Genomic DNA, 14,660 nt, shown 5'->3' with positions numbered 1-14,660 from the left:
TGCTTCCTTGGCTAGGTGTTCGCGTCAGTGGTGGAGGAGGACGATGACGGCGCCCCAGATCGTGAGCAGCACATTGCCCACGGCGTACGGGATCGTGTAACCGAGCGTCGGCACCTGGGACTTGGACTGTTCGTTGATGGCGCCGATGGCCGCCGTGGTCGTCTGGCCGCCCGCCAGGACGCCCATCAGAATGGGGAAACGGATCTTCTGGATGTAGTGGCCGACGGCGAAGCCGACCAGCAGCGGAACCACCGTGGCGACCGCCCCGAACACCAGCAGGCCCCAACCCGCCCTGGACAGGCCGCTGGTGAAGCTGGGCCCGGCGTTGATGCCGACGACCGCGACGAACAGGCAGAGCCCGAGGGTGTCCATGAACCACTGCGCGCCGGGCGGGACGTTGCCGTACGTCGGGTACTTGCCGCGGATCCAGCCGAAGACCAGGCCCATGATCAGCGCGCCGCCCGAGGTGGACAGGGAGATGGGCACGCCGCCCTCGGTCAGCGCGGGGATGCCGATGCAGCCGCCGAGGAAGATGCCGAGGCCCACCCACATCATGTCGGTGGCGAACGAGGTCGGCACGGGTGTGCCGATCTCCCCGCCCGCCGGGTCCACCAGGCGCCTGGGGCCGGTGAGGACCAGGGTGTCGCCGCGCTCCACCTGGGTGGACAGCCGGTAGGGGAACTCGGCCCCGGAGCGGTAGAGCTTGTCGACGTACACCCCGACCATGAACGGCTCTTGGCGCAACTCGCCGATGGTTCTGCCGAGTTGGGCCTTCTTGGACGCGACCACATGCAGGGTCTCGGTCTGGTAGCCGAGCAGTTCCACGTCGTCGGCCTCGCCGCCCACATGCGTACGGGGGTCGTACGTCACCAGGTCGCCGCGGAGGGCGCTGAGCGCGACGATGTCGCCTTCGCGGAGCACGGTCTGCTGGTCGTGCGGCAGGACGTCGCCGTCGCGGCGGACTCCGGTGATGTAGAGGCGGCGGCCCAGTTCCCTCTGCTGGTTCTCGAAGTCGTCGATGGTGCGTCCGACGATGTCGGAGCGCTCCACCCGGTACGCGCGCAGGACCACCTCGTAGTAGCCCGCGGCCAGGTCGGGGTTGTCGGCCGGTGCGTCCAGCTCCTTGGCCAGCGCGGCGGATTCGGCGGCCAGGTCCCTGCGGTACAGCTTGGGCAGGACGTTGGCGAGCAGCATCGCGCACAGGATGGTGCCGAGCGGGTAGCAGACCGCGTATCCGACGGCGACGAGGTTCTCCTCGCTCTTGACCTCCTTCGCGGACAGGCCCGGCAGGCTGCCGATGGCGTCCTGGGCGACGCCGATCACCGCGGACTGGGTGAGCGCGCCGCCGAGCAGCCCGGCCGACAGACCGGGCCCGTAGCCGAGCATGGCCGCGAAGCCCCAGCAGACGAGCAGGCCGGTCACGCACACCACCAGCGCGTTGACGACCTGCGGCAGGCCGTCCTTCTTCAGGCCGCGGAAGAACTGCGGGCCGACCTTGTAGCCGAGGGCGAACAGGAACATCGTGAAGAAGAGGTTCTTCACCGTCCCGTCGACGGTGACCTTGAACTGCGCGCCGAACAGCAGCCCGACGACCAGACAGCCGGTGACCGCGCCGAGCGCGATCGTCTTGTACCGCAGCTTCCCGAAGAGGAACCCGACGGCCACCGTGATGAAGACCAGCAGTTCGGGGTGGGGCTGGAAGATGTTCCGGTTGAGGAAGTCGATCATTGTCTGGGCTCCGGCCTGTCGGGATCCGGCCTGTCGGGATCCGGCCTTGTCTACGCTCCGGCCTTGTCTACGCTCCGAGTACGCCGACGAGGAGCGGCCCGGTCAGCGGAAGCAGGAAGTTGGAAAGGGCGTAGGTGATCGTGTAGCCGAGCATCGGCACCGAGCTCTGCGCCGTCTGGGTGACCGCGGTGATCGCGGGGGTGGAGCACTGCTGGCCCGCGATGGCGCCGATGAGCAGCGGTTTCTCGATCTTCAGGAGTTTCCGGCCGATGATGAGCGAGAGCGTCGCCGGTACGAGCACCATGGCGATCCCGGCGAAGGGGAGCAGCGCCCCGTACTCCTTGAGCAGCGGCCAGGCCTGCGGCCCCGAGACCAGGCCCGTGCAGGCGATGAAGACGGCCAGGCCCATGTCCTTGATCGTGGCCGAGGCCTGCGGCGGGAAGGCGCCGAAGGTCTGCTTGCGGGACCGGAACCAGCCGAAGAGCAGTCCGGAGACCAGGCAGCCGCCGCCGGTGCCCAGCGACATCGGCGCATCGCCGACGCGCACGACGACCTGCCCGAGCAGGGAACCGGCGGCGATGCCGAGTCCGAGGTAGATGAAGTCGGTGGCGTCGTTCTTGACGACCGCGCCGATCTTCGCGACCAGCTTGTTCAGTCCGGAGCGGACGCCGACCAGGGTGAGGACGTCGCCGCGGCGCAGCGTGGTGTCGCCGTTCGCGGGCAGGTGCTGGTCGCCGCGGAGTACGTCGGTGACGTACACGCCGTCCCGCAGGAACTCGGGGTGCGCCTGCTGGAGCTGGTCGACGGTGCGGCCGTCCGTGGCCTTGTCGGTGACGGCGACCTGGCTGGTGGCGAGCGGGGTGTCCACGCCGGGGATGCCGGGGGTCTCGGGGCCGATCAGGCGGCCCGCCTCGATGACGTTGGCGCGGCGGCCGACCACCAGGACCAGGTCGGAGAGGGTCAGCTCCAGGCCGGGTTCGGGGGTGAGGTGCGCGCTGCCCCGCTTGACCGCCTCGACGGTGATCCGGCCGCCGAGTTCGGTCTGCAGGCCGCCGACGGTCCTGCCGTCGCCCACCGTCACCAGATAGGTGCGCCCGACCACGCCGGGCAGCGCCTCGCGCTCGTCGGCCTCCAGTCCGCCGCCGCCCCCGCGCATCCGCTCCCACAGTTCGCGCGAGGCGTCCCGCAGACTGATGCGCAGCAGCATCGGCATGATCTGGCTGGTGTAGATCACGATGGTGATCAGGCCGAACAGGTAGCAGACGGTGTACGCGGTGGCGACGTGCCCCTGGTACTGGGTGATCTGCTCCTGGGTGAGATCGCTCAGCTTGCCGATGGCCTCGGTCGCCGTGCCCACCACCGCGGACTCGGTGGCCGCTCCGGCGAGGATGCCCGACGCCGTGCCGACGTCGAGGTCGAAGACCTTGGCGAGACCGAAGGCGATGCCGAGTACACAGACCAGCTCGATCCCGCAGAGCGTGAGGAAGCGCAGGCTCTTGCGGTTGAGGTTGGCGAAGAACTGCGGGCCCGCCATATAGCCGAGGGAGAAGATGAACAGCGCGAAGAAGACCGTCTTGACGTCGTCGGAGACGGTGACTTCGCTCCAGGCGCCGAGCAGCAGCGAGACGATCAGCGTGCCGCAGATGCCGCCCAGGGTGACGGGTCCCACGCGCAGCTTGCCGACCAGGTAGCCGAGCGCGAGACAGAGGAACAGGGCGAGCTCAGGATGATCTCGAAGAATGCCCATCGATCACCCACCGTGACTGATTCATAACATGTCGTGACATATCGGAATGTACCGAGCCCTCCGGCGGGCCGCCACACGAGTCAGCGCGCCGGGGCCGGGGCCAGGGCTGCGGCGCTCCCCGGTCCGCCTCCCGAGCGCCGCCGTCGCCTGCCGCGTATCCGCGGGGGGGGGGGGGGGGGGGGGAGAGAGAGACCTGTCGTCAGACGTCCGTGACGGCGGTGAGGAGCACCGCCGTGTCGCCCAGCGCGGTCAGGCCGTGACGCTCGTGCGGGACGGTCGCGAACTCCCCCTCGGCCAGTTCGATGTCGCCTCCCGCGGCGGTGAGCCGGGCCCGGCCGCGCAGGACGATCAGGCTGGCGGCCGTCGGGGCGGCGTGCTCGGCCAGCTCCGTACCGCTGGTGAGGGCGATCAGGCTCTGCCGCAGCGGGCCGTCATGCAGCAGCAACTCCGCGCTGCGCCCGTGCGCCGCGGACCGGGCCCGCTCCAGATGTACGTCGACGAGGGCGTTGAGATCGGGCATACGGCTCAGCCTTTCCGCACATCGATACACCGGTACACCGGTACACCGGTACACCGGTACACCGGTACACCGACGCTACGCCGACGCATCGATACATCGATACATCGATCAGTTGACGCTGCTCTGGCCGCGGCATTGACGGAGGCACCGCCCAGAGCCCCCTCGCACCGCCCCGGCCGCCGGTGTCCACCAGATCACTAGACCAACGCTCCGCCTCACCCGCAACACCGCCTCGAGGGTGAGAGGGGCGCGGATCCGGCCGAAGGGCCGGCGGCAAGCGTGACGGGCGTCATAGGACCTGCGGCCGGGCATGCCCCTGAGGTGCCCGATGATGGCCGGTATGCGCACTGAATACGACCCGGCCTCGCTCGACCGGAACGCGGTCTACCGCCTGCTCACGTCGACCGTCGTACCCCGTCCGATCGCGTGGGTGTCGACCGTTTCCGCCGAGGGCGTCGACAACCTCGCACCGCATTCCTTCTTCACGATCGCGTCGCTCACACCGCCCATCGTGCAGTTCACCTCGGTCGGCCGGAAGGACTCGCTGCGCAACGTCGAGGCGACCGGGCAGTTCGTGGTCAACCTCGCGCCCGAACCGCTTCTTGAGCAGATCAACGAGACCGCCACAGATTTCCCGCGCGAAGTCAGCGAGTTCGACGCCGTGGGCGTCGAGCGGGAAACCAGTATGCGGGTGAAGGCTCCGCGGGTCGCCGGCTCTCCCGTGGCGCTGGAGTGCGAGCTGCACAGCACCCTGCTGCTCGGCGACTCCACCGTGATCTTCGGGCGGGTGGTGCACGCCGCGATCGACGAGTCCGTTCTCGACCGGGACCACCCCGAGGTCACCCGGCTACGGCCCCTCACCCGCCTGGGCAAGGACGAGTGGGGCGCCCTCGGCGAGGTCCTCGACCTGCGCCGCGTCCGCTATGCCGACTGGTCTCCGTCGAGCTGAGCGCCTCAGTCACCGTCGCAGCGGACGGCGACGGTGACTCGCCAGGCTCTCACCCTGTCAGCGACTCCAGGAGTTCCCGGCCGTGCCGCCACGAGCCCAGGCCGCTGGCGGAGTTGATGTGCCCGCACGCGCCCGCCAGGTGCCATCGCGCCTCCCACCGCGCCGCGAAACCGGCGGCAGCCTCCGGGGTGCCGTACGGGTCGTCGGCGCTGCCCACCACCAGGGCCGGGCACGGCAACGGCCGCACCGGCGCCTCGGTGAACGTCGCGGCCGCCTGGCGCGGGAACACCGGCCCGTCCGGGTCGGGCGGCGCGACCAGGAACGCGCCGCCTGTCGGACGCGAGGGGTTCTCGTCCAGCCAGGCGGACGCCGCCCAGCAGCCCAGGCTGTGGGCCACCAGCACGACCCGGCTGTCCTGCCGGGAAGCTTCGTCGTATGCCTCCTGGACGGCGTTCACCCAGTCGCCCAGGTCAGGGGCGGACCATGAGGCAGGGGAGATCCTCACCGCCGAGGCGCCCCACTGCCGCTCCCACAAGGTCTGCCAGTGCTGCCCGTCCGAGCCTCCGATGCCCGGAATGATGACGTACGCGACCACTCTCACCACCGTTTCACTCGTCGCTCCCTAAGATCACGGGGGCGCCTGGATCCGATTCTGTTGGGTGCATCAGCACTGCGGAAGCGGCACAAGTGATCTCAAGGAAAGCGGTACGGAGAACCATGGAATCACTCGACCGGATAGACCGGGACATCCTCGACCTGCTCCAGACCGACGGCCGGCTGACCGGCGCGGAGATAGGGCGCCGCGTCGGACTCTCGCAGCCCGCGGCCAGCGCACGCATCCAGCGGCTGGAGAAGCACGGGATCATCACCGGCTACCGGGCCGTGGTCGACCCGACGGCCCTCGGGCTGAACATTCACGCGGTCATCCGGCTGCGCACCACGCACGCCCAGCTCTCCCGCGCGATGGACCTGGCCTCCCGGACTCCCGAGATCGCCTCCGCCCTCAGAGTCACCGGAGAAGACTGCCTCGTCTTCGACGTCTACTGCCCGCAGGCAGAGCGACTCGAAGAAGTCGTCGACGCACTCGCCCGTTACGGCCCTGTCACCACATCCCTCGTACTCCGCTCCTACCCCCGGAAACCACTGACCGCCGTCACGTCGACGACGCCATGACCCACAACAGCCAGCCACCACCCCGCCCGCCCTGGCCAACCCACCCGCCCCACCATCCTCGACGTGCTCGCGGAGACGTCCGGGCAGACACTGTTCGAGATCCGCTCGCGACTGAGCGCGAAACATCAGCTCGGCATCTCGCGCCAGCCGGTTCCCCGGCACCTCGCCGTGCTGGAGACCGCCGGGCTCGTCGAGACCAGGCGGGAGGGCCGCTACCAGTTCCACGACCTGGACACAGCCCCCTACGCTGCGGCAGATCGCCGAGCGACGGCCCGCACCCGACACATCCGGACCAGAGAAGAGCACGCCATGAAGATCCATCTGACCAGCGTCTTCGTCGACGACCAGGCCAAGGCCCTGGACTTCTACACCGAGATCCTCGGCTTCGTGAAGAAGTACGACGTCCCGCTGGGCGGCGAGGCCCGATGGCTGACCGTCGTCTCACCCGACGCGCCCGGCGGCGCCGAACTCCTCCTGGAGCCCGCCAGCCACCCGGCCGTCAAGCCCTACCGCGACGCGCTCGTCAAGGACGGCATCCCGCTCGCCCAGTTCGCCGTCGACGACGTGAAAGCGGAGTACGAACGCCTGAGCGGCCTCGGCGTCCGCTTCACCCAGAAGCCCCTGGAAGCGGGCCCCGTCACCACCGCCGTCTTCGACGACACCTGCGGCAACCTGATCCAGATCGCGACACAGCCCCAGTAGACGCCCAGCCCCGCGCGGGGTCCGGCCGCCACAGCGACCGGCCCCTCACCCTGGAACCCGTCAGCAGCACGGCCGCACAACCGAGGGCGCCCACCATCCAGGAATGAGTAGCCAGCAGCCCACCCTCATCGGCTACGCTGTCCGTGGTCAACCGGGTTGCACACACCGCCCCCTTCCCCAGAGGGCACCGCGGCAGCCCTGACCAACGGGCTTGCTCTCCGAGCGGCGAGATCCACGCACTGGATTCCGCAAGGACTTCCGCAAGCCCCCGCCTTCGTAGCTCAGGGGATAGAGCACCGCTCTCCTAAAGCGGGTGTCGCAGGTTCGAATCCTGCCGGGGGCACAGCAAAACACCAGGTCAGGAGCCCTTCCGTCCGGCGGACGGAAGGGCTCCCGCAATTGCGGCACACATATGGCACACCAGCCGTGCGCGCGGATGGCGGGAGCCGTGCAGGATGCCCGTCAAGGATGAGCTGGTCCGGCGCCGGTACGAGAAGCTGGTCGACCACTTGAGTCGCTGATGCGGGCCGCCCTCAGGCCCGAGTCCCAGGGCTACTACGGGCAGCTGACCCTGAGCTCCGACGATCTTGCGGAAATGGGCAGGCTCAGGGAGGTCCGCCGTGTCGCTCGCGAGGCAGGGCGTCGACTCGGCTGGGAGACGGCCGCCCGTCTCGTCGACGGTCGACTCTCGTGCTCGACGAGCGGGGAGGTGCCCGAGGAGATCGAGGAGCTGGCCCACGATGCGGCCGCTGCTGTGATGGACCGGGCCTGGGAGGGTCGCCGACCACGCGGCTGACCTGATCCAGAGGAGACGCAAGGAGCCGCCCCACCGCGCTGTCGCGGCAGGGCGGCCACCGCCTCGACAGCCTCGCGGGCCTTACGCTCAGCATGAACACGCGGTAGGCGCCGGCCAGCACTCCGCGCGCGGAACGATCCCGGAGCTGTTGGTCTACCGCCCCAGCCCCAGGCTCGTACGACGAACCTGCTCCCTGCCCGGCTTCGCGGCCGGGCAGGGGCGGACGCTGCCTAACGGACTCACTTCGGGGTTTCGCCCATCGCCGTACGCAGCCAGTCAAGCGACCCCATGCCCAGCAGCTCGTCGGCGAGCCGGTTCGCCGACTCGGTGACGAGGCGGCCACGGCTGTTGTCGATCCACCTCTGCGCGTGCTGATAGCCCTGGGCCTTGTACTCGATGCCCTGCAGCATGCACTCCAGCTTGTCGGCGTCGCGGGCGCAGGCGGCTTCGGCGGAGTCGTTGGCCTCGTACTCCGTGATCAGCTCCCGGACGGTGGAGGCGAGCACGTCCGGCATGCCCTTCGTCTGATCGGCGGTGACGGCCTCCGGGTCGGCCCCTGCCGCGTACTTCTTGCCCAGGTGGTTGACGTCGCCGGTCCGGGTTTCCTGCGTGTCGTGCCAGACCGCGAGGAACGCGGCCCGCGCCGGGTCCGCGCCTTCCAGCTTGGCGATGACCGACGCGATCAGCGAGGTGCGCCAGGAGTGTTCGGCCACACTCTCTGGGTCGCGGACACCGGCCATCCACCAGCCGGTGCGCTTGGCCTGCTTGAGCGTCCCCGCCTCGTACAGGAATCGGGCCACCGCGGACAGGTCGTCTGCCACTGTCCGTCTCCTCTCACGCCTCGGCGAGGCGGATCGCGTACCGGATGCTCTCCAGCTCGCGGCGCGCGTGCGCCGACAGCTCCCGGCTATCCAACATCATCGGAAGCCGGTCGCGTAGGGTGCGGGCCGCCGTACTGGAACGCAGCAGGCTGGGGTGGATGGTGAGCAGAGCCCACAGGCTGTGGATGTTCAGGTCGAGATAGCCGTGCTGCGGCGCGAGACCTTGTGCGAGGTGGGCCAGCAGCTTGTGGCCCGGCCAGGGGCCAGGAGAGCGGGAGGCGATGAAGTCGTCGGACAGTTCGAGGTGTGGGGTCTCGCCGATCCAGTAAGCCCAGTAGTTCAGGTTGGCGGCTTCGCCCGCATCGTCGTCCGTGAGGGCGGAGTCGATGAAGTGGCGCATCCGGTCACGGTCGCCCTGGCGGGCGGCGACAGCGGCGACAGAGCGGGCACTCAGCCACCGCGTCAGCCAGTCGCGCGGCTGCCCCGTGCCCTGTTGGTGGGCCAGCCAGTCCGCCGTGTCGGCCTGGTCGTCGTAGCCGGACAGGTACAGGGCCTGGCGGCGCAGGAGGAACTGCCCATCTCCACAGGTTTGTTCGGCGGTGTGGCGCATCCGCGTGAAGAAGCGCCGACGGTCATCGGACGACAGTTCCGGAGCCGAGGGGACAGGTCCACGCCGTGGCCGAGGCGGCTTGGGAAGGCTGCTGATCGGTTGCGGCGGTACGCCCGTGAGCGGCCATGCCAGAACCTCGACCAAGTCACGCTGCATGACCCACGCCCCGAGCGGGCTCTCCTCGACCGGCATCTGATCGTCCAGTGCGCTGGACAGCAGGACATCGGCTTCCATCGCCCGTTCGATGGCCTGCAGCAGGGCCGGGGCGGTTCCCAACTGCATGAGCCGGTGACGGTGCACGAGCATCTGTCCGACGGGTACGGCGGTGAGCGGGCGTCGGCCCGATTCCCAGCCCGCGATCGTGTCGGCGGCCACCCGTAAGCGTTCCGCGACTGTCTCCTGCGTCAGTCCCAACTGCTCTCGGATGACACGGAATACGTAGCCGGAGACGAGCCCCGCGCGGGAGCGGACGGACGTTCCCCGACTGCCGGTCAGGGTTGGCCGGGAACTCGACGGCATGACACCCCCACTTCCCGCGGGCCGCGGTCGGCCACCCGTACTGGTGGTCACTTCAAGCGGTGATCACCGCTCTCTACCGTCGTACCCGTAGACCACTGAGCGTAATAGGGAGGGTGCCAGCATGGACGCTGTTACGAATATGGGTGCGCGGTGATGACGCGGCGGGCGACGGAGCGCGAGATGTCCGAGTGGCTCGCGCAGGCGCACCCGAGGCCGGGCCACGTCTTGGCGGAGTGGGGCACGCAGGCGCTGGTGCTGCTGCCGTTGGGCGGCCTGTTCTCCGCGGTACGGATCGCGGACGATCTGGTGCACGCCGCTGCCGGGAGCTCTGAGCCCAAGTCGGCGACCGGCTACCTGACCGGGCAGCTCCGGTTCGGCCCGGTGATCCACGACGGCGGTAGCCGCCACTACTACGCCCTCGTACCCGCGGATGCCGGACCGGACCTCGACCGCCCTGGCGTACGGCGGCTGGGATCGGGGACCTGGCTGGGCGTCCCCCGGCTCGATCGCACACAGCCACCCGGCCCGTACTGGTCCGTCACCCCACGGTCGCCGTTCCGCCTGTGCCGCCTCACGGATGTGGCCGACCTGGTGAACACCGGGCGCGCACGCCTCACCACGCTGACGGCAGCCGGAGGAACGGAGGCCGCACGATGAACACGAACACCGTCTACAGGTTCGCCGACTGGACCATCGGACGGGACTACACCCCAGGCGCCTCGCCGCCGATCCGAGAGATCGAGTGCACCACCTGCCTGCAGCGCTCCGATCCGAGCGTCAGCCAGCTCCCGCCGGACAGATGGGCTCTTACGCACGCGGGCGCCACCGGTCACACCGGCTTCCGGGAGATCGTGACCGCATTTCTGCGCGTCACTCCGGCACCGGGCAACCCGCTGCCCCACAGGCCGAAGGCCACGCCGTGAGCGACCCGCAGAGCCACCGCGCCACTGAACCCTCGGGCCGCCTACCCTCCAACGCTCTCCACCTCATACCCCCTTCGCCGCTGGGAGGCACTGTGCAAGCTACTCGCGACGACCTGGCCGCGGAACTGGACGGCCGAACGGTCCTGGTCACTGGCGGAGGCGGGCTGATCGGCAGCCGCATCGCCGCGCACCTGCGCTCGGCGGGTGCCCGGCCGGTGAGCCTGTGCCGCCTGGACGCCTACCCGCCAGCCGTGTACCAGGAGCTGTTCGGAGTCGACCCTGACGACGGGGACTTCGTCGTCGGCGACGTCACCGACGCCGCATTGGTGCGGCGCCTGGTCGCCGAGTGCGACTACGTCATCCACGCCGCCGCCCTCGCCGACGTGGCCGCCTGCACCCGGCACCCCATGAACGCCATCACCACCAACGTGATCGGCACCCAGACCCTCCTGGAAGCCGTGGCCGCCTGCGAACGTGTCCGCCGCTTCTGCTACGTCTCCTCAGCCAGCGTGTACGGCAATGGCAACCGGGACGACCACCCCGCCTGCGCGGAGACCCGCTCGATGCGCCAACTGCTGGAAGCCGTGTACGGGAACCTGCCGCCGAGCTTCAGCGAGGACGCGGTGCTGCATCCGCTGTCGGTGTACGCCAACACGAAGCTGTGGGGAGAGTTCCAGACCGCGCTGAGCCTGACCCAGGTGGGCACCTCGTACACGGTCATGCGCTACTTCTCCGTCTACGGAGAGCCGCAGACAGTCAAGCGTCACAGTCACTCCTGGGTGGTGGCCTGGTTCGCCGCCCGCGCCGCGCTCGGCCTGCCGCTACACCTCAACGGCGGCGGGCACCAGGTCCGTGACCTGATCCACGTCGACGACGTGGCCGCGGGTACGGTGCGGTCGCTGGTCGCGCCACGGGCGCACAACGAGACCATCAACCTCGGCACCGGCCAAGCCACCACCATCCGCGTGGTCGCCGAACAGATCCAACACCACTACCCCAGTGCGAAGTTCATGGAGACCCCGATGCCGCCGGGCGATCCTCAGGGCGGCTACGCCGCCATCGGCCGCATGCGACACCTGCTGGGGTGGCGACCTGCGATCACGGTCGAGGAGGGCGTCGCCCGGTACGCGGCCTGGCTCAAGAAGACTCCACAGGCGATCCCCGACTGGCTGCGCGAGACGGCTCCCGCCTGAACCCGCGAGGTTCAGATGACGGGCGGGCGACCGAGCCGGACCATACGCCACACGGTGCGCCAACTCATAGGCCGCCGCTCGCCGCACGGAGTGCGCCAGCCTTCGAGGAAGCCCCCCGCCCACGCGCGCAGCCCGCCCAACGAGCGAGTACGCAGCAGGGTGATCAGCGTCCAGATGCCCAGATGCGCCGGGATCAGCAGGAAGGGCAGACGGCGCCGGGCCAGCCAGACCCGGTTGCGGGCGGTGAAGCGGTAGTAGACGGCATGCCGGGCCGGGGAGGTCCGGGGGTGCTGGAGCAGTAACGCAGGCTCGTACAGGATCTTCCAGCGCGCGTCCAGGGCGCGCCAGGCCAGGTCAGTCTCCTCGTGGGTGAAGAAGAACTCTCCCGGCCAGTCACCGATCTCGTCCAGCATGCGCATCGAGAACGCAGCGTCTCGCCGTGCTCGTCGGCGACGCGGAAACCGACGATGCCAAGCCGGGTGCCAGTGGTGAACAGATCACGCACCCGACGGAACACATCGGTCTGAACCAGCAGCCCGTCATCGTCGAGCTCGACCACGACATCGACGTCGCCGAAGGCGCGCAGCTTCGCGATACCAACGTTGCGTCCACCGGGGCAACCGAGGTTCTCCTCCAGCTCCAGGACGGTGACCTCACCGGGCAGGCCAGGGAAGTCGGGCAGCGGGGCGCCGTTGCCCACGATCACGATCCGCTCCGGCGGCGCGTCCTGCTTGGCCACCGAAACCAGCAGCGCCTCGACCTCGGCGGGCCGGTTCCCCATGGTCACCACGACCACACCCACACGCGGATCGGACACGACAGCCACTCCCAGCTCGCTCGGCGGCGGTGCCCGCGATCGTAGCCCTTCACCCCGACATCCCCCGAACATCACCACCCGTTCAAGGAGCCCCCATGCCGACGATCAAACTGGGCGACTACCTCACCGCCCCCACCGACAACGACCTGCCCCACACCCCGTACGGACAGCTACCCGCCTACGAGTTGACCGACTTCCTGGCCGACTGGGACGAACTGCACCGCCAGGCACTCGCCCGCCTCCCCCACCGCATCCACCCCACCGCGTACATCCACCCGAACGCGGTCATCGGCGACGGCGTGATCATCGGACCCCACGCACGCGTCTGGGAGTTCTCCACCGTCCGGGCGGGCTCCGTCCTCTGCGCCAACGTGTCAGTCGGCTTCAACTGCGAGGTGACCAAGGCATTCATCGGCGAAGGCTCCGTACTGGGCCACCGCATCGGCCTCAACCGCACCCTCATCGGGGCCGACGCCCACCTGTCCGCCAACGTCACCGTCGCCGCCCGAACCATCCCCGCTCACCACACCATCAGCAACCCGCACACCGCGGACGTTCACGTCAGACGGCGACGCCAATGATCTTCCAACGCCGCGAAGCACCGCATTCCAGGGCCACATCCTGCCCATAGAGGCCACTGATCGCGCGCCTCGAACTCGTGGGAGACCATCGCGGGGGCCATGCAGACCCTTGGTTGACCTTCACCTTGGGGGAGGCCACAGCATCGGTGGGGCCGGGCGATGTGCCCGGTATGAGGGAGGAGCGAGCATGGGGTTGCTGACCATCGGGGCGTTCGCGAGGGCATCCCGGCTGTCGCCGAAGGCGCTGCGTCTCTACGACGAGCTCGGCCTGTTGGCCCCCGCTCGCGTCGACCCGGTGACCGGCTACCGCCTGTACGCACCGGAACAACTGGACCAGGCCCGACTGGTCGCCTGGCTTCGGCGGCTGGGGATGCCGCTGGTTCGCATCCAGCACGTCTGCACGCTGGACGCGGGCCTGGCCGCCCAGGAGATCCGCGCGTTCTGGGCTCAGGTCGAGGCCGACACCGCCGCACGGCGGGACCTCGCCGCCTTCCTCATCGACCACCTGTCCTGGAAGGACCCCGTCATGAACCTCGGAATCCGTTACGCCGCCCTGTCCGACACGGGCCTTGTCCGCGAGAGCAACCAGGACACCGCCTACGCCGGGGCCCGCCTGCTCGCCGTCGCCGACGGCTACGGCAACGGAGGAGCCCCCGCGAGCGCCGCCGCCGTGGACGCGCTCAAGCACCTCGAAATCGACAGCATCCCGGCAGGCAGTCTCCTTAACGTCCTCGAAGACGCCATCGACCAGGCCAAGCAGGCCGTGCACGGCGTCGCTGGGACAGCCGCTTCCCCGGACGAGGCCGGCACCACCCTCACCGCGATGCTCTGGACCGGCTCTCAGCTGGCCCTCGTCCACATCGGCGACTCCCGCGTCTACCTCCTGCGCGACGGGGAGTTGTTCCAGATCACCCACGACCACACCATGGTGCAGTCGATGGTCGACGAGGGACGCCTTGCCCCGGAGGAAGCCGCCTCCCACCCTCAGCGTTCGCTGCTGATACGAGCCCTGGGCCAGGGAGCCGATGCCACCCCGGAGATGCGCCTGCACGACGCCCGGCGGGAGGACCGTTACCTGCTCTGCTCCGACGGCCTGTCGGCTGTCGCGCCGACCGAAGACATCCGCCGAGTGCTCTCCGAGACCAGGGAGCCCGAGCAGGCGGTCCGCGAACTCATCGCCCTCGCCAACGACTCCGGCGGCCCCGACAACATCAGCTGCGTGGTCGCCGACGTCATGGAGCTCCAGCAGTAGGAGCGAGCGGCATGCACTTCGAGTGGCGCCAAATCCGCTCCACCGAACTCATCCGTGAAGCCGACGAATACCGACTCGCCCAACGAGCCAGGAGACCCGAGTCGGCTGCCCGCGCCATGGCTGCCAGCACTTCGCGACCAACTCCACGGCGACTGCTGGCTTGGCTCCGGGGGTGAATGATCACGCTGCCGTGGGCGTGGCCACAGGCGTAGGTCCGTAGCGAGGCGGCCACGGCTGTTGTCGATCCACCGTTGCGCGTGCTGATAGCCCTGGGCCTTGTACTCGATGCCCTGCAGCATGCACTCCAGCTTGTCGGCGTCGCGGGCGCA

The 14,660-nt window shown here is 69.3% G+C and carries 14 protein-coding genes, 1 tRNA gene and 2 pseudogenes; 9 read left to right on the top strand and 8 right to left on the bottom strand.

Annotation, left to right across the window (positions count from 1 at the left end; genetic code table 11):
• Positions 1-24: 24 nt before the first annotated feature.
• The 3 genes from aspT (ACX6XY_RS24450) to ACX6XY_RS24440 all read right to left on the bottom strand — a co-directional run bounded on the left by aspT (ACX6XY_RS24450) (position 25) and on the right by ACX6XY_RS24440 (position 3,995).
• Positions 25-1,728 carry an aspartate-alanine antiporter gene (aspT, locus tag ACX6XY_RS24450; RefSeq protein WP_460334720.1) on the bottom strand — a complete coding sequence of 568 codons (1,704 nt, stop codon included), beginning with the start codon at positions 1,726-1,728 and terminating at the stop codon, positions 25-27.
• 67 nt (positions 1,729-1,795) lie between these two features.
• Positions 1,796-3,475, bottom strand: coding sequence for an aspartate-alanine antiporter (gene aspT, locus ACX6XY_RS24445; protein ID WP_460334717.1), 1,680 nt, complete (start codon positions 3,473-3,475; stop codon positions 1,796-1,798).
• A 199-nt stretch (positions 3,476-3,674) separates the two neighbouring features.
• Complete coding sequence (locus tag ACX6XY_RS24440) at positions 3,675-3,995, bottom strand: cupin domain-containing protein (RefSeq protein WP_460334714.1); 321 nt, start codon at positions 3,993-3,995, stop codon at positions 3,675-3,677.
• Between the two features lie 340 nt (positions 3,996-4,335).
• Here ACX6XY_RS24440 and ACX6XY_RS24435 point away from each other — a divergent pair, with 340 nt between their 5' ends.
• Positions 4,336-4,944, top strand: coding sequence for a flavin reductase family protein (locus ACX6XY_RS24435; RefSeq protein WP_460334711.1), 609 nt, complete (start codon positions 4,336-4,338; stop codon positions 4,942-4,944).
• Between the two features lie 49 nt (positions 4,945-4,993).
• Here ACX6XY_RS24435 and ACX6XY_RS24430 read toward each other — a convergent pair whose 3' ends face one another.
• Positions 4,994-5,539, bottom strand: coding sequence for an RBBP9/YdeN family alpha/beta hydrolase (locus ACX6XY_RS24430; protein WP_460334709.1), 546 nt, complete (start codon positions 5,537-5,539; stop codon positions 4,994-4,996).
• Positions 5,540-5,661: 122 nt separating this feature from the next.
• Between ACX6XY_RS24430 and ACX6XY_RS24425 the strand changes: the two genes are divergently transcribed.
• The 3 genes from ACX6XY_RS24425 to ACX6XY_RS24415 all read left to right on the top strand — a co-directional run bounded on the left by ACX6XY_RS24425 (position 5,662) and on the right by ACX6XY_RS24415 (position 7,162).
• The gene (locus ACX6XY_RS24425) at positions 5,662-6,117 is read left to right on the top strand and encodes an Lrp/AsnC family transcriptional regulator (RefSeq protein ID WP_460334706.1); all 456 of its coding nucleotides are present in this window, start codon (positions 5,662-5,664) and stop codon (positions 6,115-6,117) included.
• Between the two features lie 309 nt (positions 6,118-6,426).
• Positions 6,427-6,819 (top strand): VOC family protein, encoded by a 393-nt coding sequence (locus tag ACX6XY_RS24420; RefSeq protein WP_460334804.1) that lies wholly within the window; start codon positions 6,427-6,429, stop codon positions 6,817-6,819.
• 270 nt (positions 6,820-7,089) lie between these two features.
• Positions 7,090-7,162 (top strand) — tRNA-Arg (locus ACX6XY_RS24415).
• A gap of 692 nt (positions 7,163-7,854) precedes the next feature.
• On the opposite strand, the gene ACX6XY_RS24410 is transcribed toward ACX6XY_RS24415, so the two are convergent.
• Both ACX6XY_RS24410 and ACX6XY_RS24405 read right to left on the bottom strand, forming a co-directional pair.
• Entirely contained in the window at positions 7,855-8,436 is a 582-nt protein-coding gene (locus tag ACX6XY_RS24410) for an HD domain-containing protein (protein ID WP_460334703.1), read from the bottom strand.
• Between the two features lie 13 nt (positions 8,437-8,449).
• Complete coding sequence (locus ACX6XY_RS24405) at positions 8,450-9,565, bottom strand: helix-turn-helix domain-containing protein (protein ID WP_460334700.1); 1,116 nt, start codon at positions 9,563-9,565, stop codon at positions 8,450-8,452.
• A 180-nt stretch (positions 9,566-9,745) separates the two neighbouring features.
• On the opposite strand from ACX6XY_RS24405, the gene ACX6XY_RS24400 reads away from it, so the two are divergent.
• The 3 genes from ACX6XY_RS24400 to ACX6XY_RS24390 all read left to right on the top strand — a co-directional run bounded on the left by ACX6XY_RS24400 (position 9,746) and on the right by ACX6XY_RS24390 (position 11,681).
• A complete protein-coding gene (locus ACX6XY_RS24400) occupies positions 9,746-10,222 on the top strand; it encodes a hypothetical protein (RefSeq protein WP_460334697.1) in 477 nt (158 codons plus the stop codon).
• Positions 10,219-10,488 (top strand): DUF7848 domain-containing protein, encoded by a 270-nt coding sequence (locus ACX6XY_RS24395; protein WP_460334694.1) that lies wholly within the window; start codon positions 10,219-10,221, stop codon positions 10,486-10,488. Before ACX6XY_RS24400 ends, ACX6XY_RS24395 begins: the two co-directional genes overlap by 4 nt.
• A 92-nt stretch (positions 10,489-10,580) precedes the next feature.
• Positions 10,581-11,681: an NAD-dependent epimerase/dehydratase family protein gene (locus ACX6XY_RS24390; RefSeq protein WP_460334691.1), complete on the top strand. Its 1,101-nt coding sequence runs from the start codon at positions 10,581-10,583 to the stop codon at positions 11,679-11,681.
• A gap of 11 nt (positions 11,682-11,692) precedes the next feature.
• Here ACX6XY_RS24390 and ACX6XY_RS24385 read toward each other — a convergent pair.
• Positions 11,693-12,498 (bottom strand): annotated as a pseudogene (locus ACX6XY_RS24385) (glycosyltransferase family 2 protein).
• A gap of 95 nt (positions 12,499-12,593) precedes the next feature.
• Here ACX6XY_RS24385 and ACX6XY_RS24380 point away from each other — a divergent pair.
• Positions 12,594-13,079, top strand: coding sequence for a hypothetical protein (locus tag ACX6XY_RS24380; RefSeq protein WP_460334688.1), 486 nt, complete (start codon positions 12,594-12,596; stop codon positions 13,077-13,079).
• 187 nt (positions 13,080-13,266) lie between these two features.
• Positions 13,267-14,331 (top strand): MerR family transcriptional regulator, encoded by a 1,065-nt coding sequence (locus ACX6XY_RS24375; protein ID WP_460334685.1) that lies wholly within the window; start codon positions 13,267-13,269, stop codon positions 14,329-14,331.
• Positions 14,332-14,546: 215 nt separating this feature from the next.
• On the opposite strand, the pseudogene ACX6XY_RS24370 reads toward ACX6XY_RS24375, so the two are convergent.
• Positions 14,547-14,660, bottom strand: a pseudogene (locus ACX6XY_RS24370) (HD domain-containing protein); the annotation flags it as partial.

It is taken from the genome of Streptomyces sp. O3 (assembly GCF_054788135.1).
Note: the sequence above shows the minus strand (reverse complement) of the source record. Positions and strands in the feature narration are given on the sequence as shown.

Coding starts and splice junctions, on each gene's coding strand:
- aspT (WP_460334720.1), bottom strand. CDS start 1,728: ATGATCGACTTCCTCAACCGGAACATCTTCCAGCCCCACCCCGAACTG.
- aspT (WP_460334717.1), bottom strand. CDS start 3,475: ATGGGCATTCTTCGAGATCATCCTGAGCTCGCCCTGTTCCTCTGTCTC.
- ACX6XY_RS24440 (WP_460334714.1), bottom strand. CDS start 3,995: ATGCCCGATCTCAACGCCCTCGTCGACGTACATCTGGAGCGGGCCCGG.
- ACX6XY_RS24435 (WP_460334711.1), top strand. CDS start 4,336: ATGCGCACTGAATACGACCCGGCCTCGCTCGACCGGAACGCGGTCTAC.
- ACX6XY_RS24425 (WP_460334706.1), top strand. CDS start 5,662: ATGGAATCACTCGACCGGATAGACCGGGACATCCTCGACCTGCTCCAG.
- ACX6XY_RS24420 (WP_460334804.1), top strand. CDS start 6,427: ATGAAGATCCATCTGACCAGCGTCTTCGTCGACGACCAGGCCAAGGCC.
- ACX6XY_RS24405 (WP_460334700.1), bottom strand. CDS start 9,565: ATGCCGTCGAGTTCCCGGCCAACCCTGACCGGCAGTCGGGGAACGTCC.
- ACX6XY_RS24400 (WP_460334697.1), top strand. CDS start 9,746: ATGTCCGAGTGGCTCGCGCAGGCGCACCCGAGGCCGGGCCACGTCTTG.
- ACX6XY_RS24395 (WP_460334694.1), top strand. CDS start 10,219: ATGAACACGAACACCGTCTACAGGTTCGCCGACTGGACCATCGGACGG.
- ACX6XY_RS24380 (WP_460334688.1), top strand. CDS start 12,594: ATGCCGACGATCAAACTGGGCGACTACCTCACCGCCCCCACCGACAAC.
- ACX6XY_RS24375 (WP_460334685.1), top strand. CDS start 13,267: ATGGGGTTGCTGACCATCGGGGCGTTCGCGAGGGCATCCCGGCTGTCG.